Here is a 23,322-nt window from a genome sequence, read left to right as displayed (position 1 = left end):
AAGAAAGTCGCAATCGTTAATGCCAAAAAGTTAATACCATAAAAAAGAGTACGTTATCCAACGTGCTCTTTTTTATGGCTGTTAGTTTAACCCTACTATTGGTACTCAATTACTGAATATTTACTCTTTATTCTAAATAGATATGTTAAAAATGGTGAATAATAGAAAAATAATTCTATAAATCTTATAAGATGGTTATATGATTCATTGAGTCTTTTGTCGCAGTGGCTACTTTGATGATCCTTTATATAATATGACTGCGTGATGGTATAAGCATTTATAAGGATACTTAATCATGCCATTTAAGCCTATTCAAGCAGCGGTTGCCATTTTGGTCGGCTTGATCATTTGGTTTGTGATACCAGTGCCTACTGGCGTTACCCCTGCAGCATGGCACATGCTGGCGTTATTCATCGCCACTATTGTCGCCATCATCGGCAAAGTATTACCCATTGGTGCCATTGCTATCATTGCAGTCACCCTAGTCGCACTGACAGGCGTGACTAGTGATAGCCCAGCACAAGCCATTAGTAATGCACTATCAAGCTACTCAAGTCCGTTGATTTGGCTAATTGGTATTGCAGTCATGATATCGCGTGGCTTGATAAAAACGGGTTTGGGTCGGCGTATTGCCTATTATTTTATTTCTATTTTTGGTAAAAAAACCATCGGCGTGGCTTATTCTTTGACTGCGGCTGAATTGATGATAGCACCCATTACGCCTTCTAATACGGCGCGTGGCGGCGGTATTATTCATCCTATTATGAAGTCTATCGCGCAAAGCTTTCATTCGACGCCAGAAGAAGGCACTCAAAATAAGATTGGTCGTTATTTGGCGATGGTGAACTATCATGCCAACCCGATTACTTCTGGGATGTTTATCACGGCTACTGCGCCCAACCCGCTGGTTGTAGATTTGGTGAATAAAGCCACAGGCGGTGATATTCAGCTGTCATGGACCACTTGGGCGGTGGCGATGTTTGTACCTGGCATGCTATGTTTGCTTGTGATGCCGTTAGTCATTTATATAATTTATCCCCCTGATGTTAAAATCACGCCCGATGCAAAAGGTTTTGCCAAGGAAAATTTGGCAGAAATGGGAAAAATAAGTAGCCAAGAAAAAATCATGCTCGGGGTATTTGCTCTCATGCTGTTATTGTGGGCGAATATTCCCGCATTGATATTAGGTGAGCAATATAGCGTTGATGCTACAACCACAGCATTTATTGGTTTGACGACCTTGATATTGACTGGGGTACTGACTTGGGACGATATTTTAAAAGAGAAGTCAGCATGGGATACCATTATTTGGTTTGGCGCCCTTATTATGATGGCCGCTTATCTTAATAAGCTTGGACTGATAAGCTGGTTCTCTGGCAATATCGAGTCGATGATTGGCACGACTGGGCTTGGCTGGATAGGCGCTGTGACTATTTTGACCCTAGTGTACTTGTATATCCATTACTTCTTTGCTAGTACTACGGCTCACATTACTGCACTATTTGCAGCATTTTATGCGGTGGGTTTAAGCTTGGGCGCACCGCCGATGTTATATGCGCTTATCTTAGCCGCAGCGGGCAACATCATGATGACGCTTACGCATTATGCAACTGGTACTGCGCCAGTCATTTTTAACTCTGGCTATGTGACGTTAAGAGAGTGGTGGAGTATTGGCGCAATAATGAGCGTGGTCAATTTAGTCATTTGGATCGGTGCTGGTTTGATTTGGTGGAAAGTGCTCGGCTATTATTAATAGATCGCTCAAGTCATATTGTCTTATGTACAGATGGGTGTTTTTAAAAAAAGTGAGGGTAGGTTAAAAGCGCTCATCTAATGTGTCTAACGTATAATTGAGCGCGGCAAAACAGATATCGCTCTGAAAGCCTCGATATTGCAAAAACCGTAGCTGCTTTGCTTTGTCTTTTTGTTCAGTGGGTATGTCATCGCCGTACTTCTTAGTGCGGGCTGTGACCGCCAGTTTGAGCCAATCGACACCATCTACCAGATTATCTGCACTATCATCTACAAACTCCCTAAACTCTTCTGACTCTGCATTTGCCATATCGATTAACTCATCGATATTACTGGGCATGGTAATTTTTTTACGATAAAACTCCTGCTTGATACGTCCGCGTCCCCGACCTTTACGGATATTTTCACGAATGAGCATGAGCGTCGTGCGATAATCACTTTGGTAGCCTTTTTCTTCAAACTCATCGAGTAGCGCATCAATTTTATCTAAGGCTTGCTCTTTATCAATAAGCTTTTGCTTAAGCTCAGCCTTACCGTACTCACGGCGCGATAAATAATAAAAAGCTAACCAACGCAAGCGGCTTTCGGCTTTGATCTCATCTATTTCTGCTTGTCGTTGTTCAGGCGTGCGCAAATAGGCTTTAAGAGCAGCGGGTAGGTTATCCATCTGACTGTCGACTGTGCTGTGCGCAGAAGTGTTGGTAATGGCAGCATCGGTTGTATACTGTGATTCTTTGTTAAATTCATCATCAGTAGCCGTGCTATCGTCTGGTTCATCATGAATATTTTGTTTAACTTCAGCCAGCATCTCTTTGATACTTTGCGCTTCTGGTTGCTGATAAGCAGGCACGTCACTAGGCTCAGGGCTAAAGTTAGCCGCTGGGTGAAAACGCTTTTTACGTTTCTTAGTTTTAGCAGGATTTTTATTGGTAGAAGAGTGAGCCTCAACGGATTCTACTGAAAAGTCAGCATCGTCAGATAATGAATGGTCTTCATGATAGTAAGTTGAATGCTTGCGCGTCTTAGTTGTTTTTTTAGGATTGCCTTGATAGGAATGCTGAGAAAATTTGGAGGATTCAGAGTGTTTGGAAGATTTGGACGGTTTTTTTGATTTGATAGTCGGACTACTCGCTGAATCGGCATCGGATTCAGCGAGTATTTCAGCTAAGGTTTTAATGTTCATAACAATTTAATTTTCATAACAAGTCATGATTATTAATAGCGGTGAATAATTGCGCCGTTATTGTACAGGTTCAGAAACCAACGCTTCATTGGCTTTATCTTCGGCTTTGGCTTCTTTCTTTGATCCAAGCTTTTCCTCGCGAATTTTAGCTTCGATTTCTTGCGCAATCGCAGGGTTTTCTTTTAAGAACAGTACAGAATTGGCTTTACCTTGACCGATTTTTTCGTCGCCATAGCTATACCAAGAGCCTGCTTTGCCAACTGCACCAATTTCAACACCCAAGTCAATCACTTCGGCTAAGTGGTTGGTACCTTCACCATAAGTAATTTCAAACTCTGCTTGGCGGAAAGGCGGTGCCATTTTGTTTTTGATGACTTTGACACGGGTTTGGTTACCGATGATTTCATCACCATTTTTGACCGCACCGATACGGCGGATATCCATACGTACAGAGGCGTAGAATTTCAGTGCGTTACCACCAGTCGTGGTCTCAGGGCTACCAAACATCACACCAATTTTCATACGAATTTGGTTGATAAATACCACCATACAATTGGAGCGTTTGGCGTTACCTGTGATTTTACGTAGGGCTTGGCTCATGAGCCGTGCTTGCAAGCCCATATGTGAGTCGCCCATCTCGCCTTCAATCTCCGCACGTGGCGTTAGAGCAGCAACTGAGTCAATAACAATCATATCGATAGCACCAGAGCGCACCAACATGTCGGTAATTTCAAGTGCTTGCTCACCATTATCAGGCTGAGAAAGCAATAGCTCGTCAGTGTTTACACCAAGTTTGCGCGCATAAACAGGGTCAAGCGCATGCTCAGCATCGATAAAGGCGCAGGTGCCGCCTTGTTTCTGACATTCTGCAATCGCCTGTAGCGTCATGGTCGTTTTACCTGAGCTTTCTGGGCCATAAATCTCTACGATACGGCCTTTTGGTAGACCACCAATGCCAAGTGCAATATCCAGACCCAACGAACCTGTTGATACTACATCGACATCCATAATAGCTGAGTCGTCACCTAAATGCATGATGGTATTCTTACCAAACTGCTTTTCGATTTGACCGAGTGCTGCTTTAAGGGCTTTGGCTTTATTGTCGTCCATACTGGATTCCTTGTCTTCAATCATTGGTTAAAACTATAAATTTGGTATGATAAATAAAATGTTCGTAGCTAAGAAGGTTAACGGCTCAATAGTACTAATGGCTATCTAAATAATAGGCAGCGTTCGTTCAATGTCTATCTAGGATGAATGGGTTAGGGTATCGATGATGTAGGCAGCAATATTAGATATATCACTCTACTATACAGTAAAATCGAATAACGATAAAAGTAAAATTAAGTTCATAATCAGCGCCAACAGGTGTAATTTGTAGGTAACATTATGCTCGTTGAGCCTTAACGTTTTCTAAAGTGCAGTTGATTAGATAAGGTGATTATAACAAAAACCAAGGAGCATATAGAAGGTTAGATGATGCTAAACGACACTAACTGTCGCATTGTATATAAGTGATAACTTGTATAATCTAGTTGCTGAATACATCCTAATTTTGGATAGGATAATGTCGCCCTTTGTCAATAGCATTAAAAGTTGTCCACATGAAATAAAGCGTCTAAATTTAGCTTTTGTGAAACATCAGTGAGGATTAATTTAATTTAAAAATATATTAAAAATAAATTACAGTATTATGAAACACCATTTAACTTACTGATTTAAAAGGTTTTTTAAATTGTATAAAAATGAACGATTTTACCTCATCCTTTGAGCTATCTAGGGAATTGTTGTCAAGTGCGTACTTATGCACAGGGTTATCCACAGCTTATGGGGAGAACTCATGAATCCCTTATACTATCAATGTTTGAGTAGATAGGTAACCTGTGAGTGTGGCGCTGGAATATATTTTTTACCCCTATATGTAGCATTATTAATTTAAAAATTCTATAAAAATAGACGATGTTTCACGTATTAAAAAAATTTTATTATTTTTAATAAAAATACTTATAGCTTGTCTATTAAGGGTTGTAGCTGAAAAAATCAAATAATATTGTCATTAGATAATTTGCAAGCACAAAAAAGCGGCTAAATAATTTAGCCGCTATGCAGACGTCACCGAAGATAAGTGAGCCGAATCTAGTCTTTAATATAGATTAAATCCCAAACGCCATGTCCACTATTTATACCGCGGCGCTCAAATTTGGTCATTGGACGAAAGTCAGGGCGGTCGGTGAAGTTACCTGCGCCTGCTTGATTGGTTAAACCAGTAAAACCGTCTAAAACTTCAACCATCCAAAAGGCATAATGCTCCCAGTCGGTTGCTGTATGGAACCAGCCGCCTTGCTTTAGACTACGAGTCACAATCGCCATGCGTTCAGCACTGACGAAGCGGCGTTTGTGATGGCGCTTTTTTTGCCATGGATCAGGGAAGTAAAGCTGGATACGATCAATATGGTTTTCTGGTAGTTGCTTGAGCAATTGGATGGCGTCACCGTTGATGATTTTGACATTGGTTAGCGCTTGCGTACCTGCCATATAGGCGCATTTACCGATACCTGGCTCGTGCACTTCGACACCAACGAAATTGCGGCTAGGTTCTGCTGCCGCCATCTCAATGAACGAATCACCCAGTCCAAAACCGATCTCTAAAGTAAGTGGTGCTTCACTACCGTTAGGGCTATCAGCGAATAGCGTTCGTAGATTGTCAATACCATCAAGATTGCCATCACCGAAACTGTTATTGACCAGGTACTCAGAAAATTCTGGCGCGGTTAGTGCCAGTTCGGCATTTTTATTCATGTGCGTACGTCGTTTCATAAAAGTATTGACGATACGTAGATGTTTGCTTTCTTCAGGCTTACTCTCATTACTAATACGGGCTTCAATGTCAATATCAGTATTGCTTTCGGTGTTAGTGCTGAGGACTTTTTGCTCATCAGTAGTATTCGTACTATCGATGTTATCATTAATATCAGGATGTTGACTCATAGGATTGACAAGGCTTAATAAAATGGGTGATGTATGCTTATTATAAGTTAAATCTATACAGCTGTGAACGCACAATCCTTTTTTAATATTGTTATCGCTGATCCAGCATAAAAGAGTGAAAGCGTTGACCTTGTTTGACGTATCACATATAGATTGCCATTCGGCTGCCTTGACGCTCTTTTACATTGAATTAGCGGTATTTATCTGTCGTTTTACTGTTCTGCACATCGGTTTTGGCGTTATCATATAAAGTGAGTAATGGATTTAAATTTTTCTTCATCGTTAATAGGGGTCATTTATGCTATTTATCGAGACGGATTCGCCGCCCCCTTTTTACCAAGAACAGCTGACTCCTGCTAAGCGTACACAACTTGATAAATGGTTCATCGGTCACCGTAGCCAGCATTATTATCTAAAACGCTTTGAGCAGTTCGATGCACAAGGTTATCTTTCGCCAAAATGGCATTGGGCAGCATTTTTTGTGACTTTTCCTTGGCTCCTCTATCGCAAACGCTATATGGATGCGATTGTCTATAGCGTGGCTGGCTGGTCGTTTATTCAGCTCAATGTGGCACTGGTATTGGTTGCGTTTGAATTTTTGGCAATGTCCTTCATCCCTGATGCTTACCAGATGGCGACACGCATAGGTATTGCCGCGATCATTTGGTTATTTTGGTCGTTCATGGTGGCGCGTTGGACGGATGCGTATTATTACCGCATGGCGCGACGTGAGATTGCAGATGCTATCGATGATTATCCGCGTGATGAAGCAGCGCAAAAGGTGCATCTGCGCCGAGAAGGTGGGGTCAGTTTATTTGGGTTAGGATTGGGGTTTGGTATTTTTGCTTTTGCTTTAATGGTCATTAAGATACAGTTTCTGCCAATTATTGCCAAGCCAAAAGCCAATGAAGTGCTGTTCGATGCGTATGATATAGCCAAAACGGCACAAAATCGTGTGGCACTGATTTATCAACAGACAGGGCAATGTCCAATGGATTTGCCTATCGATACAGGCACTCAGCAGATACGAATTGATATCGATAAAGAGGCCGCTGGCGTAGTAGAAACGGATTGTGCAGTCATTGCGACCATACAAAATGTTCAGTTCCCTATCCGCTATCTAAATCAGCAGACACTGGTTTTTTACCATGTGCCAGACAGCGATAGTTGGAACTGTACAAGTTCACTAAATAAGAAACTGGCACCAGCAAGCTGTATGCCCGATTAGGGCATGTTTGATGATCTAACGATGACACTGACAGTGCCTATTTGTGAATCCTCAAATACGTTTTAAAATATATCAATACTTAGGTGTTAGAGTCAGTTGCAACATCGTCCTTTTTATCAATGGGTGTTGCTTTACTTTTTAGCGCGTCATAAAAATCTGTTAAGTCCATTTTTCGGGCTTTATCAATGTCTTCATCAAACAAGCTTTCTAGCTCTGCCATCGCTGATTGTGCGGATTCAATCATGCTGGCTTCATCATCGTAGATCGCTTGCTGACGTTCAATCAAGTCATCGTCGTAATCGCGGAAAGTTTGCACCGTCTCGCGCGCTTTTTCTGGTGAGATGCCAAGCAGTTGTAGCGACTCACGCGACATATCCAAGGACGATAGGTAAGTCTCACGCCAAATATGACGCACACCGACCTCACGTAACCGATAATAATGCTGACGGTCACGTGCCCGTGCCAAGACAATCAAGTCTGGATAGTTTTTACGTAAGTATTGAGCCGTGGTGATAGAGCGCTCTAAATCATCAATGGCCAAAATAAACACACGGGCTTTTTTAATACCAGCCGCGCGCAATATCTCAGGGTTTTTTGGGTCGCCGTAATAGACTTGGTTACCAAATTTACGAACGAAATCGACGCGATTCGCTGAGCGTTCGATGGCGGTAAATTCGATGTTATGCATGCGTAGTACACGACCGATAATCTGACCGACGCGCCCAAAGCCAGCAATAATGACTTGATGTTCATGATCGGGAATGGCATCGTATTCGCGGCTGGGTTTGCTTTTGGCAAATAAAGGCTCACCGATTTTCTCAAGTAACAAAAATGCCAACGGTGTGAGTGCCATGGAGATAGTGACGATAAGGTTCAGGGTGTTGGCAAGCTCAGGTCGCAACACATTTTGAGCAGTAGCAACACTGAATAAAACAAAAGCAAATTCACCACCTTGAGCGAGTGTCACACCCAGTCTGATACTGGTTGGCCAGCGATTGCCTGATATCTTTGCAATGGCGGTAATGACACCAAATTTGATAGCCATCAATGCCATTGCACAGCCGATGATAAAGATAGGTTTTGCCAAAATGAGTTTGACATCAGTCAGCATACCGACCGACATAAAAAACAAGCCAAGTAGCAATCCTTTAAACGGCTCAATACTGGCTTCTAGCTCATGGCGATACTCAGAATCTGCAAGCAGTACCCCTGTCAAAAAAGCACCCAATGCCATGGATAAACCAATTTGACCCATCAAAATAGACACACCCATCACGATAAATAGCGCAACGGCGGTCAGCAGTTCTGATGCACCACTAGAGGCTACAAACTTAAAGAAGGGACGAACGACATAACGACTAGCAAAAATCAGTCCAGCAAAAACCGCAAAAACTTTGCCAAAATAAATCAAATCATAACTTTGTTCGCGCACCCCTGATAGGAAAGGAATGACGGCTAGCAAAGGGATAACTGCAATATCTTGGAATAATAAAATCGTGAACGCTTCACGACCGTGGGTGCTAGAAAGCTGCTGTTTTTCAGTCAGTATTTGTAGTACAAAAGCTGTGGACGACAAGGCAAGGCCAAAACCGACGATAAAAGCAGTATCGAGCTGTAAGCCAAAAACTTGATGTAACAGCCCCATTAATAATGTGCCAGTCAGACCAACTTGCAAACCACCGAGGACAAATATCGAACGCCGCAGTGCCCATAATCGTGAGGGTTGCAGCTCAAGTCCGATAATGAATAGCAGCATGACCACGCCAAACTCAGAGAAGTGCAACAAGCTCTCAGCATCGCCTGCGACGTCTAGACCACTGGGCCCCAATATCAATCCTGTAATGAGATAACCTAAGACCGTCGCAATGCCAAAACGTTTACCAAGGGGTACAAAGAGCAGGGCTGCTCCTAAGAAGATTGTAGCTTGTAACATTAAATTTGGTGAGCCGGTGGCGGCAGCGAACATCTGGAATCCTTAGCAGTCATGATAAAATAAGCAACACAATATGGGCATGGCAAAAATAAAAAATCTTAGCATACGTTATTTTTTACGATAAATCTTCCACACACCATTATCGGCAAGTGGATTGTTATAAGCATCGTTACGGCGTTTACGCGGGGTCTGGCGACTGTCTACGATTTTGAAATCGGGCAGAGCATGGACGATAAGACCCGTTCGATAAAAACGTACGCGTTCAGGATCCAGCATCTCGCCCTTGCTATCACGGCAAAATACATAGGCGCGCAAATCAATAAATTCACGATGCGCCACCAAACGCGCCTCATCATCATTATCAAATACGGCACTCATACGCGCAATTTCATCAGCACTATAGTCACCACACTTATCAGTAAGCGCACCGACCGAACCGAAGCTTTTGGATTCTTTTGCACGAGTCTTGGTCAAATGTAGCCTTTGAACATGATAGATAAATTGCGGTATCTCAAGGCTGGCTGGTAGCGGCAGATGATCGGGCGGTAGATTGGCAGCAGGATAAAACGCCATGGCGCGCTCAAGAAGATTATGCCAACGCTGCTGATAGGCTTGGACTTCGGCAATATTGCCTTCATAAATTGGCATATCACGAATTTGACGCAAAATATCAGGCGGAAACTGCTCATCTCGAAAGCTAGCAATATCCTCTTGCAATGTTGATAACAATGCTTTGGCATGCTTTTTACCCTCTGCTGAGATAGGGTCATCAATGTAGCTTGGAGCAACAAAAGGAGCTGAGCGTCTCGACATGGCAGAAAATAATCCATTAGTGGTAAATTGGGTGTTTCAGCTTTAAGTATACAGAATTTATATGAAAAATATGACGGCGAGGCTAAATTTCCCATCATTTTTAACATGCCATTACAATGCTAAAAATCGGCGTGATATCAGCTTATTTAAAGTAAAGCCTGTTTATGTCGGCGAATAAGGCGTTATGTTCATGCATGATGATTAGCCAACTGATAGTAAGTTGCGCGGATTATTAAAGATTTTTAGCAAAATAATTTTAAGGATTTTCGGGGCAGGACTGGCGCGGTTATTTGGATTTTGGTTGCTGCTTGCGTCATATTTGACATCTGATTATGTAACGGACATTAGGACTGGCGCATGAGATTTTTGGATTTGAATCATATTCTTATCGTTGGGGTTAGGTATTTGGTTAATAACAGCACTTTGGCTCATTTGGTGCATATGACGTTATGATTGCCACCACTTGATAAAACGTAGCCAATCATAGGCGACGTTTAAATTGATATTTGAATGAAAAATGGTCTTTTCAATGTTTAATGTCTGACTTTCAAAGTCTGATTTTCAATGCCTCATGCTTAATGATTGTGACCAATATGATTATTACCCTCTGTTTGTTGTTCTGAGATGTCGCAGACCAGCGCATCGCTATGTGCCTCAGTCTGCGGATGTGATGCGCTTTCTACCTGAATGGTCGCATGATGGATACCGAGCGCAAGCAAGCTTTGTTCTAAACTGGTAATCAAGATACTAGACTCATAAATACTCATTTCACCATCGACGACCACATGGCAAGATAAGGCGTTTAGACCACTAGTAATACTCCAAACATGCAGGTCATGGACTTGTCGTACTTGCGGATGGGCAAGTAATTTATCTTCGACATCCACTAAGGATATGCCTTCTGGCGTGCCTTCCATCAAAATATGTACGGAATCACGCACGACGCGATAACCACTAAATAATATCAGTATCGCGACAATCACCGAGGCTGCTGCATCCGCCCAAACCCAGCCGAAGCTCATCATAAAAAGCGCGGCAACAATAGCGGCAACCGAACCCATTAAGTCACTCAATACATGCAGGTAAGCACTTTGCATATTAAGGTTGACCGGTGCTTTACTCTCATTTTTTCCTTGAGTGTCTTCAAGACTGTCTTTATGACTACCCGCATGACTGTGTCCATGTGCATCTTCGCCGCGACTGCCTCGATGCATCAGCCACGCAACCAAAATATTGACCAACATACCGATAGTAGCAACGATAAGCATGCCTTGGGTAGCAATTTCAGGCGGTGAATTAAAGCGCTTAATCGCCTCATAAAAAATCATTAGCGCAATAATGACCAGCGTCGCACCATTGACTGTTGCGACTAAAATCTCAAAGCGTTTATAACCAAACGTCTTTTGATGAGTAGCTGCTTTTTCACCAATTTTAAAGGCCATCAAAGTGGCGCCAAGTGCGATTGCATCACTTAGCATGTGACCTGCATCAGATAATAGCGCCAAACTGCCAGTCAGCCAACCACCGATGGCTTCAATAAACATATAGCCTGTGATAATGATAAAGCTGAACAGCAAGGTGCGCTGATAGCCCTTGGTATCTCGCGGGGCTGTTGTTTGCTCTAAGTGTTCATCGTGATCGTGAGTGGCTTGATTGCCATGAGTGTAGTTGCTCTCATCATCTTTATGCAGATGGTTAGCCACATTAACAGTATCATTCTGATGAGAATGGTTGCCTTGTTCAGCATTTGATTTATTTTGACTCATAACAACACTCAGAATGACAGAAGAGGAAATTTGATTGCTTATAAGGCTGGGCTTGCTGTTCGCGGACTAGCCAGATATAAAGAATTTAGCATATTTAATAAACGCTTGCTGTATCTAGGCAGTAAACGATGAATTTCCTATTTTGAATAATGTTCTTTATTGACGGCGAGCTATAGAAGAGTAATTGAGCTTAAAGAGTGATGGCTAGGCGTTGGCGGCTACCAACCAACAGGGTCAATATCCAAGGTCAGCTTCAGATATTTGGCGCTTGGAAGGGCAAGTACAGGCTGCCACCAGTGCTGTAATACCCGATGCAATTGCTGTCTGTCTTTGCCTAAAAGTAGCAGTTGGACGTGGTAACGGCTATTCTTTTTACTCATTGGTGCATCGATAGGTCCTAGTACGGCGAGATTATGCCCATTTGGTAGAATGGTAATGGCATCTTTAAGGGCTTGGGTCGTGGCAGCAAGGGTTTTGCCCTCACAGCGTATCAAGGCAGCATGGCTGTGCGGTGGTAAACCCATCATTTTACGCTCTTGCAATAGCTCACGTGCGAAGGATAAATAACCATCTTTGACCAATTTTAATAACAGCTCATTGTCAGGTTGCAATGTTTGAATGAGTACGCGCCCGGATTTATCACCACGACCGGCACGCCCTGCGACTTGAATCATGAGCTGCGCGGTATGTTCCGGCGAGCGAAAGTCGGCGGATAAAAAGCCACGATCAGCATTGGGTAAGCAGACAAGCGTAACATTGGGGAAATGATGACCTTTGGCGACCATCTGCGTGCCAACCAAGATGGCAGGATTGCCTTGATTGATACGCTGATAGATATTCTCCCAGCTGTCTTTACGTCTGGTGGTATCGCGATCGATTTGGATAATGGGATATAGCTCTTTGCTGGTTTGCGGATTGGCAAAAATTGCATGCAGGTTTTCGCTGAGCCTTGTCGTGCCCATCCCTTTGGCATCCAAATTTTGACTGCCACAATCAGGGCAAACTTTTGGAATATAAGCTTGCCAGTCGCAGTGGTGGCATTTTAGATAGGAGCTACTATAAGCGTTGTGTTGGGACTGGCTGTTATAATGAACGGTTAGATGCGCGTCGCAGCGCGGACAATCTGCTTGCCAACCGCAAGCTTCGCATAGCAAAACTGGCGCATAGCCGCGACGGTTTAAGAATATTAATACTTGATCGCCCGCTTCTAGCGTTTGCCGTATTGCCCCAATCAGCGCATCGGTCAGCCCAGTATCATAGCGCGCGCCGTCGTCCGTCGTTTGCTGATGAGTACTTTGCAGGCGCGCATCAATCAGCTGCATGGTTGCAAGCTTCGCATTACCGGGACGAGTTTGCAGTTGGCACTCCACCAGCTTACCGTCATTGACCAGTTTTAGATGCTCAAGAGATGGCGTCGCCGTACCCAGTACGACAGGGATATTGGCTTGTAGTCCGCGATAAAGTGCCACGTCGGCGGCATGATAGCGCAAGGTATCTTGCTGCTTATAAGAGCCATCATGCGCTTCATCCACGACAATTAAGCCCAAATCTGTAAAAGGATATAGCACCGCTGAGCGCGTGCCGATAATGATTTGGGCATGACCGGTACGGCAGTCTTGCCAGCCTTGTAAGCGATGAGTATTGTTCATGCCAGAATGCAATAAGACAATGTGAGCGGCAAAGCGACTGGCGAAACGCGCGCGCGTTTGCGGTGTCAATCCAATCTCTGGTACCAAAATCAATACCTGCTTGCCAGCTTCCAATACGGCTTGCATCGCTTGCAGATAGACTTCTGTCTTGCCACTACCAGTGATGCCATTTAATAAAAATCCCGTGTAGCGATTAGCTTCATGAGACGCAATAATGGCGGTAACGGCGAGTTGTTGCTCGTCATTGAGATCAAGGGGCATTTTTGCTAATTTAACAGGCGCAGGTGATTGTTTGGGCTGAATATAGCGCTCGATTAACCCTTTGTCTTCGAGCGCCTTTAAAAAACTCCTCTCCATGCCCTCTAGCAATAAAACATCTTCACTCGCGCCGCGCTCGCCATGCAGCTTAAGCATATCAAATTGTTGTTTTTGTTTTTTGGCGTTGGCACGAAAGTCAGCGTCGCTTACCTGTGGCAAAATTCGCCAATGGGTAATCAGTAAATCCAGCGGCTTACCTTGACGAACGAGAGTTGGCAGCATGACTGCTAAAACGTCACCAAGCGGGTAGTGATAATAACGCGCCAGCCAATGGGCCAGCTTTAGCATACTGGCGTCCAAAATAGGCTCAGCATCCAAGCATTTATTGATAGGTTTTAGCTTATTAAGTGGCACGCTGCTATTTGCTTCTGGAATATGAGCGACGACGATACCGATTAAAGTTTGACGACCAAAAGATACTTCGACACGGCAGCCAATAGGGGGTAAAGAAGGGCTTGATAAGGCGTTTATATCTGCTGGTACGCTATAGTCAAATACCCGATAAAGGGGCACGGGTAGAGCAACTTGTACCAACATAAAATGCGTTCCCAGTTTCAGGTAAATGGTTTATTGGATAAACAGTTTTTAGATAACCAGCTTTTAGATAACTAGATTGTAATATTGATAAGAATAATAGCAGTAAGCCCAAATAGTGATATTTGGGCTTACTCTGGCCTTACCTTTTAGCAGTGGCTTTTTTGACGTAACGACTTGAAAATTAAGTACGTCTATGTATTAAGCCTTACCATTTACATGATGATACGGCTTAAGTTACTCAATATATAAAATTGACTCAATCTCGACCACACCGCCTTTAGGTAACGCTGCTACTTGGACGGCTGCACGAGCAGGATATGGCTCGCTTAGATTGGCAACGAACACGTCGTTTAATGCCGCAAAATCATTCAAATCTGTTAATGATACGTTAAATTTAACTACGTCATTTAAGCTGCCACCAGCCGCTTCACAGATGGCTTTAATGTTTTCGAACACTTGCTCAGCCTGTGCTTTAAAACCTTCTTTTAATTCCATGGTATCAGGGTCAAAACCCAATTGTCCTGAAATATAGACGGTGTTACCGACTTTGACGGCTTGTGAATAAGTACCAACGGCAGCAGGGGCTTTATCAGTTTGAATGGTTTGACGAGTCATATTATATATCCTTTTTATCTTTTTCTGGTTTGGTAGGTAAGGGCGCATTATTCATCATTTACATCTTGTTTTTCACCATACAAATGATGACACGCTCTACGTTTATTTGTTAAAAATCAAAAAACACAGTTTATCATTATCTCAGGTATTTCTAAAATTTTCTAAATCCATTATTCAATGTTCTATTGAGTGAGTGTTGGTAGCAATGTATCACGCGCACTACACCTTGTTACCAGCACTACAGCTGATACAGCCTGATGATGTTTGGGAAACCTAGCAAGGAGCGTAGCTCGCGAATGCCTTGAGCTAGATGATTGCGACTGCGAACGATGATATGGATGATGGTGTCACTACTGCGCACGTCTACTTTTTCTACCCCTATATTTAGTTGGCGTAAATGATAGATGACTTCAGTAATTTGTTCGTCGCTGAGGGCAATAGATAGTTTTAAATAGGCTGGAAAGCGAATCTTTCCGGTATTTTTTATGTCATGCTCGCCAGCGTCACCTTGTTTTACGGCCTTGTCATTACGCCAGCGCAGTTGTATAACCTGATAAGGATTGTCTTTACGAATATCGTCAAGTGAAAAGCACTTGTGTCGATGAACAACCAGACCGTGACGGGACAAGTGACCGACGATAGGGTCACCATAAATAGGATGACAACAATTGGCAAAATCAAGCTCAACCCCAGACGCATTGACGATCAGCTGCTGTGGTTGGGTCATATCATCACTGTGTTCTTGTGCTTGTAAATCATTGACTTCATCGCTAAACAAGCGAGTTACCACCAGCTGTGGTAGTAACGTACCAGAGCTTATTTGCTCAAATAGTTCGGATTTTTCGGTCAAGCCACGCCATTCAGTGAGGTTTTTCCAATCACTATCGGTTAAGTCATCGAGACTTTTTTGATAGGTTTTTAGCGCCCGATCTAAGGCTTGTTGACCATGGTGTTGCTTATCAGCAGGAGACAAGTCTTTAAACCAACGCAAAATCTCTTCACGCGCTTTATTGGTCACGACAAATCCTAGCCATTCTGCTTTTGGTTCTGAGTGGCTATTGACTTCTATTTCAACCAGCTGCCCATTCTTAACGACCGTGCCAAGTTTGGCTTTTTTGCCATCGATATTGGCGCCAACGGCTACATTGCCGACCATCGGTCCGACAGCGTAAGCAAAGTCTAGCGCGGTTGCGCCTTGTGGTAGCTCATAAGCGCGACCCTTTGGACTATAGCAGATGATTTTACTGGAGTGTAGGTAATCCATCAGCTCATTAATGGTAGAGACTGCTGCTGAAAAGTCTGGGCTATTTTCATCTAAGCTGTCTTCATCGACCAAGTCTTTCATATTGCGTAATGAGGCTTGGATAACCGATTGGCTAACGTCTGAGGCATGCTCTGCACCAATGACACCAAGCCGCGCTGCGCTTTGCATTTGCTTGGTCAAAATCGTCACTTTGACGACATCGTTATCGCGCTCATAGATAAGCGTGAGTGATTGATTGCCACCTGGTAGCGGACGACGAATATTATCAGCGATATGAGAGTCATCAATCTGGTATTTTTTAATTAAGTAATAGGCCAGCTTGTCACAGGCTTCGACATTATCAAGGACAATCTCAAAGGCATAATGACGGAGTAGAGCGTTGATTTCACCGCGATTGCGGAAAAACTGACGGTAGATGACCACGCGATTGTCTAAAACTTTGACCAGACCATTCAACCCCAAATTATTGAGGACAATACTTAAATAGCGATGTATCGCCTCTCTTTGAAAGTTACGCCCAAGTCCGTGCTGTAGTAGCTTGTCAGACAGTTTGTTGTACATGTCAGAATCAAGATTACGATAACAGAGCACCTCGATATAATCGGCAATATCATTAAGACCCATTAGCCGCGCAAACGGCACATAAAAGTCCAACGTTTCTTGTGCTGTGGTGCGTTGTTTTTCTGGGCGTACTGCATCCAGTGTCGACATATTATGTAAGCGGTCAGCAAGCTTAATAATCAATACGCGTGGGTCAGCAAGGGTAGCTGTCAAAATTTTATGAAAGGTGGCTGCTTTGTTTTGCTGTTTATTGTGTGAGGATGATTTTAGCTTAGTCACACCGTCGACCAGTCTCGCCACTATTTTGCCATAGCGCTGCTCAATCTGCTCATCGCTCACCTCGGTGTCTTCGACCGTATCATGCAAAATCGCTGCAATAATCGTATCTCGATCCAAACGAAAACCTGCCAGTATCTCGGCCACCGCAATCGGGTGGGTGATATAAGGCTCTCCTGATTTACGCTTATCTTTGATGTGCGCAATATCACCGAACTCACAGGCATCAATAATATCACGGCGTTCAGCAGCAGTGAGGTAACCTACTGAGCGCAGTAAATTGTATTGAGCCTCATCGACTAAATGATGGCTGAGTTTGGGTAAGGTTTGACTCATAAAGTAACGATCCTATTTTCCATTACCTGTTTGCCTGACTGTCTATCGGGTAAATGGTGACTGAATGAATGCTGGAATACTATCAATATAAAAAATTTCGAGAAAAAAGATAAAAATAGGTAGACCATCCTCTAATTAATCGTAAATCGCATTCAATGTCAACTGCTAAGCGAACAGGTGCTATAAAAATTTAGAAATTCTAACTCAATGGTAGGTTTTCAGGTATAAATGGTGACTAAAACAGTCAAAGCAATATCACAGCAACCAGCCATTACAACCAAAAAACCACAGCCTATGCTGTGGTCTCTCGTCAATATGTCATCACTGTGTGTATTTGTCTTATAAGGCAGTGGTTAGCTTTATAGGCTTCATACGACAAATCTTCAATGCGGTATTTTAATAATACAGTGTCTTAAAAACCATGATCGCCTGACAGTGCCAAATCTAATGAACTGGTGGCAAAGTTGTGCTCTGGCTGATTTAGGATATCGCGAGTGATTTTACCAGCAGCGATTTCACGCAATGCCAATACCGTAGGCTTGTCATTATCCACATCAACCAATGGTTCTGCGATACCTTTGGCCAATTGACGTGCGCGTTTGCTTGCCACTAAAATCAGTTCAAAGCGATTATCAACATTATCCAAACAATCTTCAATCGTCACTCGTGCCATATGTAGCTACCTCGGTTGTTTTTATTAGTCACGGAGCTTGCCCGCCACTCAATAAAAATAATATCAAAATATAAAGGGGGATAGCGAGACATTATAGCATTTTTTGCCCAGCCGCGTAGTTGCTTTTTGCGTGTCTATTAACGTATCTATTAATAAGCGCTCATCGACTGTGTTGACAGTAGTATTTCGCTCTTGCTTTACTCTTCTACTTTATTGTTAAGTAAATTGCTGATGGTGCGATGATACCGCTGCTGTTGACGCTTAAGCGTCTGCCTGTCCGCCACGATAATGGCTTTTAGCTCAGTCAAAGCGACCTCAAAATTGTCATTAATAATCACAAAATCAAAATGGACATATTGCGCCATCTCAGTCACTGCGCCAGCCAGACGTTGCTCTATTACCTCCATAGTATCTTGCCCACGCGTCGATAAGCGCTGACGTAAAGTGGCAATACTTGGCGGTAAAATGAAAATCATAATGGCGTCAGTAAAGATTTTTTTGACTTGTAGTGCGCCCTGCCAATCAATCTCTAAAATAACATCGACGCCTGCTTCTAACTGTGTCCGCACGCTTTGCTCCGAGGTGCCATAGTAATTACCAAAGACCTCAGCATGTTCTAAAAACTTGTTTTCACCGATGGCAGTCACAAACTTTTCGACGTCGGTAAAATGATAATGATGACCATCAATCTCGCCGGGACGTGGCGTGCGCGTGGTGTGTGATACGCTGACGGTTAAGTCATTAGTCGTGGCAAGTAGCTGCTTTACCAGTGAGGTTTTGCCCGTACCTGAGGCGGCAGTAATAATAAATAATGAACCTGTCATACAATGTGTCCTAATGGAGTGTGTGCTAGTCAAATCTGTGCGAGTAAAAGAGCCAAAGCTGTTTTAGTAAACAATTCAAAACTGGTAAAAAGAAAAATCGCCATCATGTATGGCGATAGACATTGTCATCGATGCACTATTATAAACTGCTTTTGTGGCTTTTATTTTAATTAAAGCCGCCTTTGATCAGTTGTTATCATCGAAGCGGCGTAAAGATGGCATAGGGCGACTTAGTATAAATCACGTTTTTGGTGCATTGAGTGCAGTTAACGCTGCCACTATGGATAAATACTTTGAACGTATGAATATGTGTGTGCTTCTAGTTAAAACAGCCTCTAGTACCGTGCTATTTTCAAAGGCAATAAAAGTAAATTATGCTAAAGTAGCGTAATGAATTCATCCCAATTTTTGAGTTAAAGCTTTTGACAGTAATGTTGTGTATTTAAGCTTTAATAATAAATTATCTAATGATAGGCCCTCTTATGCAAATTTATCTTGCTAATCCACGTGGATTTTGTGCTGGTGTGGATCGCGCGATTGCGATTGTGAACGAAGCATTGACACGTTTTGAACCGCCCATTTATGTCCGTCACGAGGTGGTACATAATAAATTTGTCGTCTCTGACTTGGCCAATCGCGGTGCGGTTTTTGTGGAAGAACTTCATGAAGTGCCTGATGGCTCTATCGTTATTTTTTCTGCTCATGGCGTATCAAAAGCTGTCGAAGATGAGGCTGAGCGCCGCGATTTGACCGTATTCGATGCCACTTGTCCGCTGGTCACTAAGGTACATATCGAAGTCGCTAAATTTGCGCAAGAGGGTATGGATGCGGTATTGATTGGGCATGCTGGACATCCTGAAGTGGAAGGCACGATGGGGCGCTTTAACCGTCGCCACGGCGGTCACATTCATTTGGTTGAAAACGAAGCCGATGTGGCAGCATTGAGCGTACAAAATGCCGAACGTTTGGCATTTGTTACCCAAACCACCTTATCTATGGATGACACGGCGCGCGTTATCGATGCACTGCGTGAAAAATTCCCTAGTATTCAAGGTCCGCGCAAAGACGATATCTGTTATGCCACGCAAAACCGCCAAGATGCGGTAAAAGACTTAGCCAGTCGCTGTGAGGTGGTCTTGGTGGTCGGCTCGCCCAATTCATCAAACTCTAATCGTCTGCGTGAGCTGGCTGAGCGGATGAATTGCCGTGCGTATTTAATCGATAATGCCAGTGAGATGGATAAAAGCTGGTTGGATGGTGTGCAGAGTATCGGCGTCACCGCTGGCGCATCAGCACCCGAAGTACTGATTCAAGAAGTGCTACAGCAGCTGCAAGATTGGGGTGGCGATTTACCGAGTGAGCTATCAGGCATCGAAGAAAATGTCACTTTCAGTCTGCCTAAAGCCTTGCGTATCCCAGTCACCCAAGTGGGTAAGTAGATAAGGCTTTGTACAAGACATCTAATAGGTAACGTATAGTAGGTAACGCAAAATGAAAAAGCAAAAAAAAGGATTTGTATTGGCAGAAGCCACTCTCGCTGAGGTTAACAAACAATTGAAAGTGAATTTGTTTGTCATCCTCGTGGTGGGATTCGTGTTAGGCAGTAATATTCTGCATTTTATGCGAGAAAAGAGTGTTTTTTATGGCGTATTAATTGCCGCGATGGTCGTTGCATTATTTTTTGTCATTAAGAGTCGACAGGTTCTTAAGTTAAAACAACAAGAGCTTATCAAATAAATCATAGGACAGTCATGTCAGCTTATTATAACTTTATCAAACGCGAACAGCGAGAAGACGGCGTCAACGTCGCACATTATCAGCCAACCAAACATGCCCAAGGCGCTTGGAATGAGCATGAACAGCATATGGCACCAGCGACAGGATTGCTCACGGCTGAGCTAAACGGTTATGCGCCGCAAGAAAACATGCGTATCGCTCGCATTAGCCTAGATATCTTAGGATTGATTCCACTGGATGACTTTACCATTACCACGCGTTGTATTCGTCCGGGCAAGACCATTGAGCTTATTGAAGCAGTCATGAGCAGTCGCGGTCGTGATGCGATTATTGCGCGGGCATGGCGTCTAATGACCCAAGATACCAGCGAGATTGCGGGCATTGAAGACCAAAAAGCGTTACATAAGCCCGAAGAGTTGCCCATTTGGGAAGACATGAAAGGCTGGCCGGGCGGGTTTATTGAGAGTGTGCGCTTGGTCGCTGATGATACGCAGCGTCGCCCAGGACGCGGTATGGTCTGGATCACTAATGATGTGGAGATGATCGAGGGCAAGCAAACTGATGACTTGGTGCATCTATTGGGCATGGTCGATACGGCCAATGGCGTTGTGCCTCGGCTTGGGCTTGGCTTGTCAGAATTAGAATGGATGTTTCCCAATACGGATTTGCAAATTCATATGCACCGCGCGCCGCAAGGTCGCTGGCTTGGCATCGAAGCGGTGCAGCAGTATGGCAATGATGGCATTGGCTTAACGAGCGCCGTGTTGCATGACGTTCATGGGCCTTTTGGTCGTAGTGAGCAAATTTTGACCATTCGTCCGATGCCGCGTTAATTGCTCTGTGGTATTTAATTAAGCTCTATTTAATATGGTCAATTCGCTTTAAAAAAGTGATAGCAAGGCTGATAGAGAGTGCTTGCACTGTTAATATTTATCGTTGTTAATAACAACTATCCTAAGGAATAAAGTATTTGGATGAGTAAAAAACAAGTTAAGTGGTTCTGAAAAACAAAACGAAAGCATGTAATTAATTAATTATACAAATTAACGGTAATGGGTTGTAATAGTATCTAACCACAGAACATGACTGTCATTAGACATTACTATGAAAAAAACAAACCGTTTTTCGAACAAGCTGACAACTATTCTGGAACTATTAATAGAAGTGTATTCAGAATAGATTTTGTACTTTAATCCATTTGCTATTCACAGGAGTATGACTATGAACAATGATATGAGCGATAAAAAATGTCCTTATGCACCGACCCAATTGACCATGGGCAATGGCGCACCAGTGGCAGACAATCAAAACAGCATGACTGCAGGCAAACGCGGCCCATTATTGGCGCAAGATGTTTGGCTCAATGAAAAGTTAGGAAATTTCGTCCGTGAAGTGATTCCAGAGCGCCGTATGCACGCCAAAGGCTCTGGCGCATTTGGTACTTTTACCGTGACCAATGACATCACTAAATATACCCGTGCGGATATTTTTAGCGAAGTGGGTAAACAGACTGAGATGTTTGCACGCTTTAGTACCGTCGCAGGTGAGCGCGGCGCGGCTGATGCTGAGCGCGACATTCGCGGTTTTGCTTTGAAATTCTACACCGAAGAAGGTAACTGGGATATGGTGGGAAATAATACACCTGTGTTCTTCTTACGTGATCCGCGCAAATTCCCAGACCTAAACAAAGCCGTCAAACGTGATCCACGTACCAATATGCGTTCGGCGACCAACAACTGGGACTTTTGGACTTTATTACCTGAAGCCTTACATCAAGTTACTATCGTTATGAGTGATCGCGGTCTGCCAGCCTCGTACAGAAATATGCATGGTTTTGGCTCGCACACCTATAGTTTTTGGAATGAAGCCAAAGAACGTTTTTGGGTAAAATTCCATTTCCGCACGCAACAAGGCATCAAGAACTTAACCGACGCAGAAGCGGCAGAGGTGGTTGGTTCTGATCGTGAGAGTCATCAAAAAGACTTGTACGATGCCATCGAAAATGGTGATTTCCCGAAATGGAAAATGTATGTGCAAATCATGCCAGAAGCTGAGGCGGATACCGTTCCTTATCATCCGTTTGACTTGACCAAAGTATGGCCAAAAGATGATTATCCGCTGATTGAAGTGGGTGAGTTTGAATTAAATAAAAACTCTGACAACTACTTTGTCGATGTGGAACAAGCTGCATTTGCCCCAAGTAATTTAGTACCGGGTATCAGCGTTTCACCGGATAAAATGCTACAAAACCGCTTGGTTAACTATGCCGATGCTCAGCGTTATCGTGTCGGTGTCAATCATCAACAGATTCCGGTAAATAAGCCGCGCTGCCCTGTGATGAGCAATCATCGTGATGGTCAAGGCCGTGTCGATGATAACTATGGCAGTCGCCCGCATTATGAGCCAAACAGCTTTAGCCAGTGGCAAGAGCAGCCTGATTATGCTGAGCCACCATTAAAAATTGACGGCTATGCGGCGCATTATGACTTCCGTGAAGACGATAGCGATTATTTTAGCCAACCTCGCGCATTGTTTAATTTGATGAGTGCTGAGCAACAACAAGTGCTATTTGAAAACACAGCGAATAATATGGCTGGTGTGCCGAACTTTATTCAGTATCGCCACATTCGCAACTGTAACTGGTGTGATGCTGCTTATGGCGCAGGCGTTGCCAAAGCACTAGGCTTAACGGTTGAAGATGCGATGAATGCTCGTGAGTCAGATCCAGCGCTGCATTTGCCTAGCTGCTTATAGTTGATAGGTCTATCTAAAAACGTATTACTAAATCTATTTGCTGAATATACTTGCTAAACCTATTATCGATATAACGACACCGCCTTAGGAAACTAGGGCGGTGTTTTTGTTGAAT

17 protein-coding genes are annotated in these 23,322 nt (G+C 43.4%); 6 read left to right on the top strand and 11 right to left on the bottom strand.

The genetic code is table 11. From position 1 onward, the window contains the following. The first annotated feature begins 295 nt into the window (after positions 1 to 295). Positions 296 to 1,753 carry an anion permease gene (locus JMY05_RS08600; RefSeq protein ID WP_201614828.1) on the top strand — a complete coding sequence of 486 codons (1,458 nt, stop codon included), beginning with the start codon at positions 296 to 298 and terminating at the stop codon, positions 1,751 to 1,753. Positions 1,754 to 1,816: 63 nt separating this feature from the next. Here JMY05_RS08600 and JMY05_RS08595 read toward each other — a convergent pair whose 3' ends face one another. The 3 genes from JMY05_RS08595 to trmB all read right to left on the bottom strand — a co-directional run bounded on the left by JMY05_RS08595 (position 1,817) and on the right by trmB (position 5,923). After that, positions 1,817 to 2,935 carry a regulatory protein RecX gene (locus JMY05_RS08595; protein ID WP_045444195.1) on the bottom strand — a complete coding sequence of 373 codons (1,119 nt, stop codon included), beginning with the start codon at positions 2,933 to 2,935 and terminating at the stop codon, positions 1,817 to 1,819. Between the two features lie 57 nt (positions 2,936 to 2,992). Then, positions 2,993 to 4,045, bottom strand: coding sequence for a recombinase RecA (recA, locus tag JMY05_RS08590; RefSeq protein WP_109591711.1), 1,053 nt, complete (start codon positions 4,043 to 4,045; stop codon positions 2,993 to 2,995). A 1,026-nt stretch (positions 4,046 to 5,071) separates the two neighbouring features. Further along, positions 5,072 to 5,923, bottom strand: coding sequence for a tRNA (guanosine(46)-N7)-methyltransferase TrmB (gene trmB / locus JMY05_RS08585; protein ID WP_045444197.1), 852 nt, complete (start codon positions 5,921 to 5,923; stop codon positions 5,072 to 5,074). Positions 5,924 to 6,221: 298 nt separating this feature from the next. Between trmB and JMY05_RS08580 the strand changes: the two genes are divergently transcribed. Then, positions 6,222 to 7,151, top strand: a complete 930-nt coding sequence (locus tag JMY05_RS08580; protein WP_045444200.1) for a pilin — start codon at positions 6,222 to 6,224, stop codon at positions 7,149 to 7,151. A gap of 79 nt (positions 7,152 to 7,230) precedes the next feature. On the opposite strand, the gene JMY05_RS08575 is transcribed toward JMY05_RS08580, so the two are convergent. From JMY05_RS08575 to gmk, 8 genes are all read right to left on the bottom strand, one after another. Further along, positions 7,231 to 9,117: a monovalent cation:proton antiporter-2 (CPA2) family protein gene (locus tag JMY05_RS08575; RefSeq protein WP_045444203.1), complete on the bottom strand. Its 1,887-nt coding sequence runs from the start codon at positions 9,115 to 9,117 to the stop codon at positions 7,231 to 7,233. A 75-nt stretch (positions 9,118 to 9,192) separates the two neighbouring features. Continuing rightward, a complete protein-coding gene (locus tag JMY05_RS08570) occupies positions 9,193 to 9,897 on the bottom strand; it encodes a hypothetical protein (protein ID WP_045444206.1) in 705 nt (234 codons plus the stop codon). 575 nt (positions 9,898 to 10,472) lie between these two features. Beyond that, entirely contained in the window at positions 10,473 to 11,663 is a 1,191-nt protein-coding gene (locus JMY05_RS08565; RefSeq protein WP_201614826.1) for a cation diffusion facilitator family transporter, read from the bottom strand. A gap of 218 nt (positions 11,664 to 11,881) precedes the next feature. After that, on the bottom strand, positions 11,882 to 14,167 hold the full coding sequence (locus JMY05_RS08560) for a primosomal protein N' (RefSeq protein WP_045444209.1): 2,286 nt from the start codon (positions 14,165 to 14,167) through the stop codon (positions 11,882 to 11,884). Between the two features lie 234 nt (positions 14,168 to 14,401). After that, positions 14,402 to 14,782 (bottom strand): RidA family protein, encoded by a 381-nt coding sequence (locus JMY05_RS08555; RefSeq protein WP_045444211.1) that lies wholly within the window; start codon positions 14,780 to 14,782, stop codon positions 14,402 to 14,404. A gap of 238 nt (positions 14,783 to 15,020) precedes the next feature. Further along, on the bottom strand, positions 15,021 to 17,219 hold the full coding sequence (locus JMY05_RS08550; RefSeq protein ID WP_045444214.1) for a RelA/SpoT family protein: 2,199 nt from the start codon (positions 17,217 to 17,219) through the stop codon (positions 15,021 to 15,023). Between the two features lie 412 nt (positions 17,220 to 17,631). After that, positions 17,632 to 17,892: a DNA-directed RNA polymerase subunit omega gene (rpoZ, locus tag JMY05_RS08545; protein WP_045444217.1), complete on the bottom strand. Its 261-nt coding sequence runs from the start codon at positions 17,890 to 17,892 to the stop codon at positions 17,632 to 17,634. 197 nt (positions 17,893 to 18,089) lie between these two features. Continuing rightward, positions 18,090 to 18,716 (bottom strand): guanylate kinase, encoded by a 627-nt coding sequence (gene gmk, locus JMY05_RS08540; RefSeq protein WP_045444220.1) that lies wholly within the window; start codon positions 18,714 to 18,716, stop codon positions 18,090 to 18,092. Between the two features lie 482 nt (positions 18,717 to 19,198). On the opposite strand from gmk, the gene ispH reads away from it, so the two are divergent. The 4 genes from ispH (at position 19,199) to JMY05_RS08520 (ending at position 23,207) form a co-directional block, all read left to right on the top strand. Next, positions 19,199 to 20,155, top strand: a complete 957-nt coding sequence (gene ispH, locus JMY05_RS08535) for a 4-hydroxy-3-methylbut-2-enyl diphosphate reductase (protein WP_045444223.1) — start codon at positions 19,199 to 19,201, stop codon at positions 20,153 to 20,155. 52 nt (positions 20,156 to 20,207) lie between these two features. After that, positions 20,208 to 20,453 carry a hypothetical protein gene (locus JMY05_RS08530; RefSeq protein ID WP_045444226.1) on the top strand — a complete coding sequence of 82 codons (246 nt, stop codon included), beginning with the start codon at positions 20,208 to 20,210 and terminating at the stop codon, positions 20,451 to 20,453. A gap of 14 nt (positions 20,454 to 20,467) precedes the next feature. Then, complete coding sequence (locus JMY05_RS08525) at positions 20,468 to 21,286, top strand: thioesterase family protein (RefSeq protein ID WP_201614824.1); 819 nt, start codon at positions 20,468 to 20,470, stop codon at positions 21,284 to 21,286. A gap of 388 nt (positions 21,287 to 21,674) precedes the next feature. Continuing rightward, a complete protein-coding gene (locus JMY05_RS08520) occupies positions 21,675 to 23,207 on the top strand; it encodes a catalase (protein ID WP_320157823.1) in 1,533 nt (510 codons plus the stop codon). Positions 23,208 to 23,322: the final 115 nt, after the last annotated feature.

The sequence above is a fragment of the Psychrobacter sp. JCM 18902 genome (genome assembly GCF_904846615.1).
Lineage (GTDB): Bacteria > Pseudomonadota > Gammaproteobacteria > Pseudomonadales > Moraxellaceae > Psychrobacter.
This window is presented reverse-complemented; position numbering and strand designations above follow the sequence as displayed.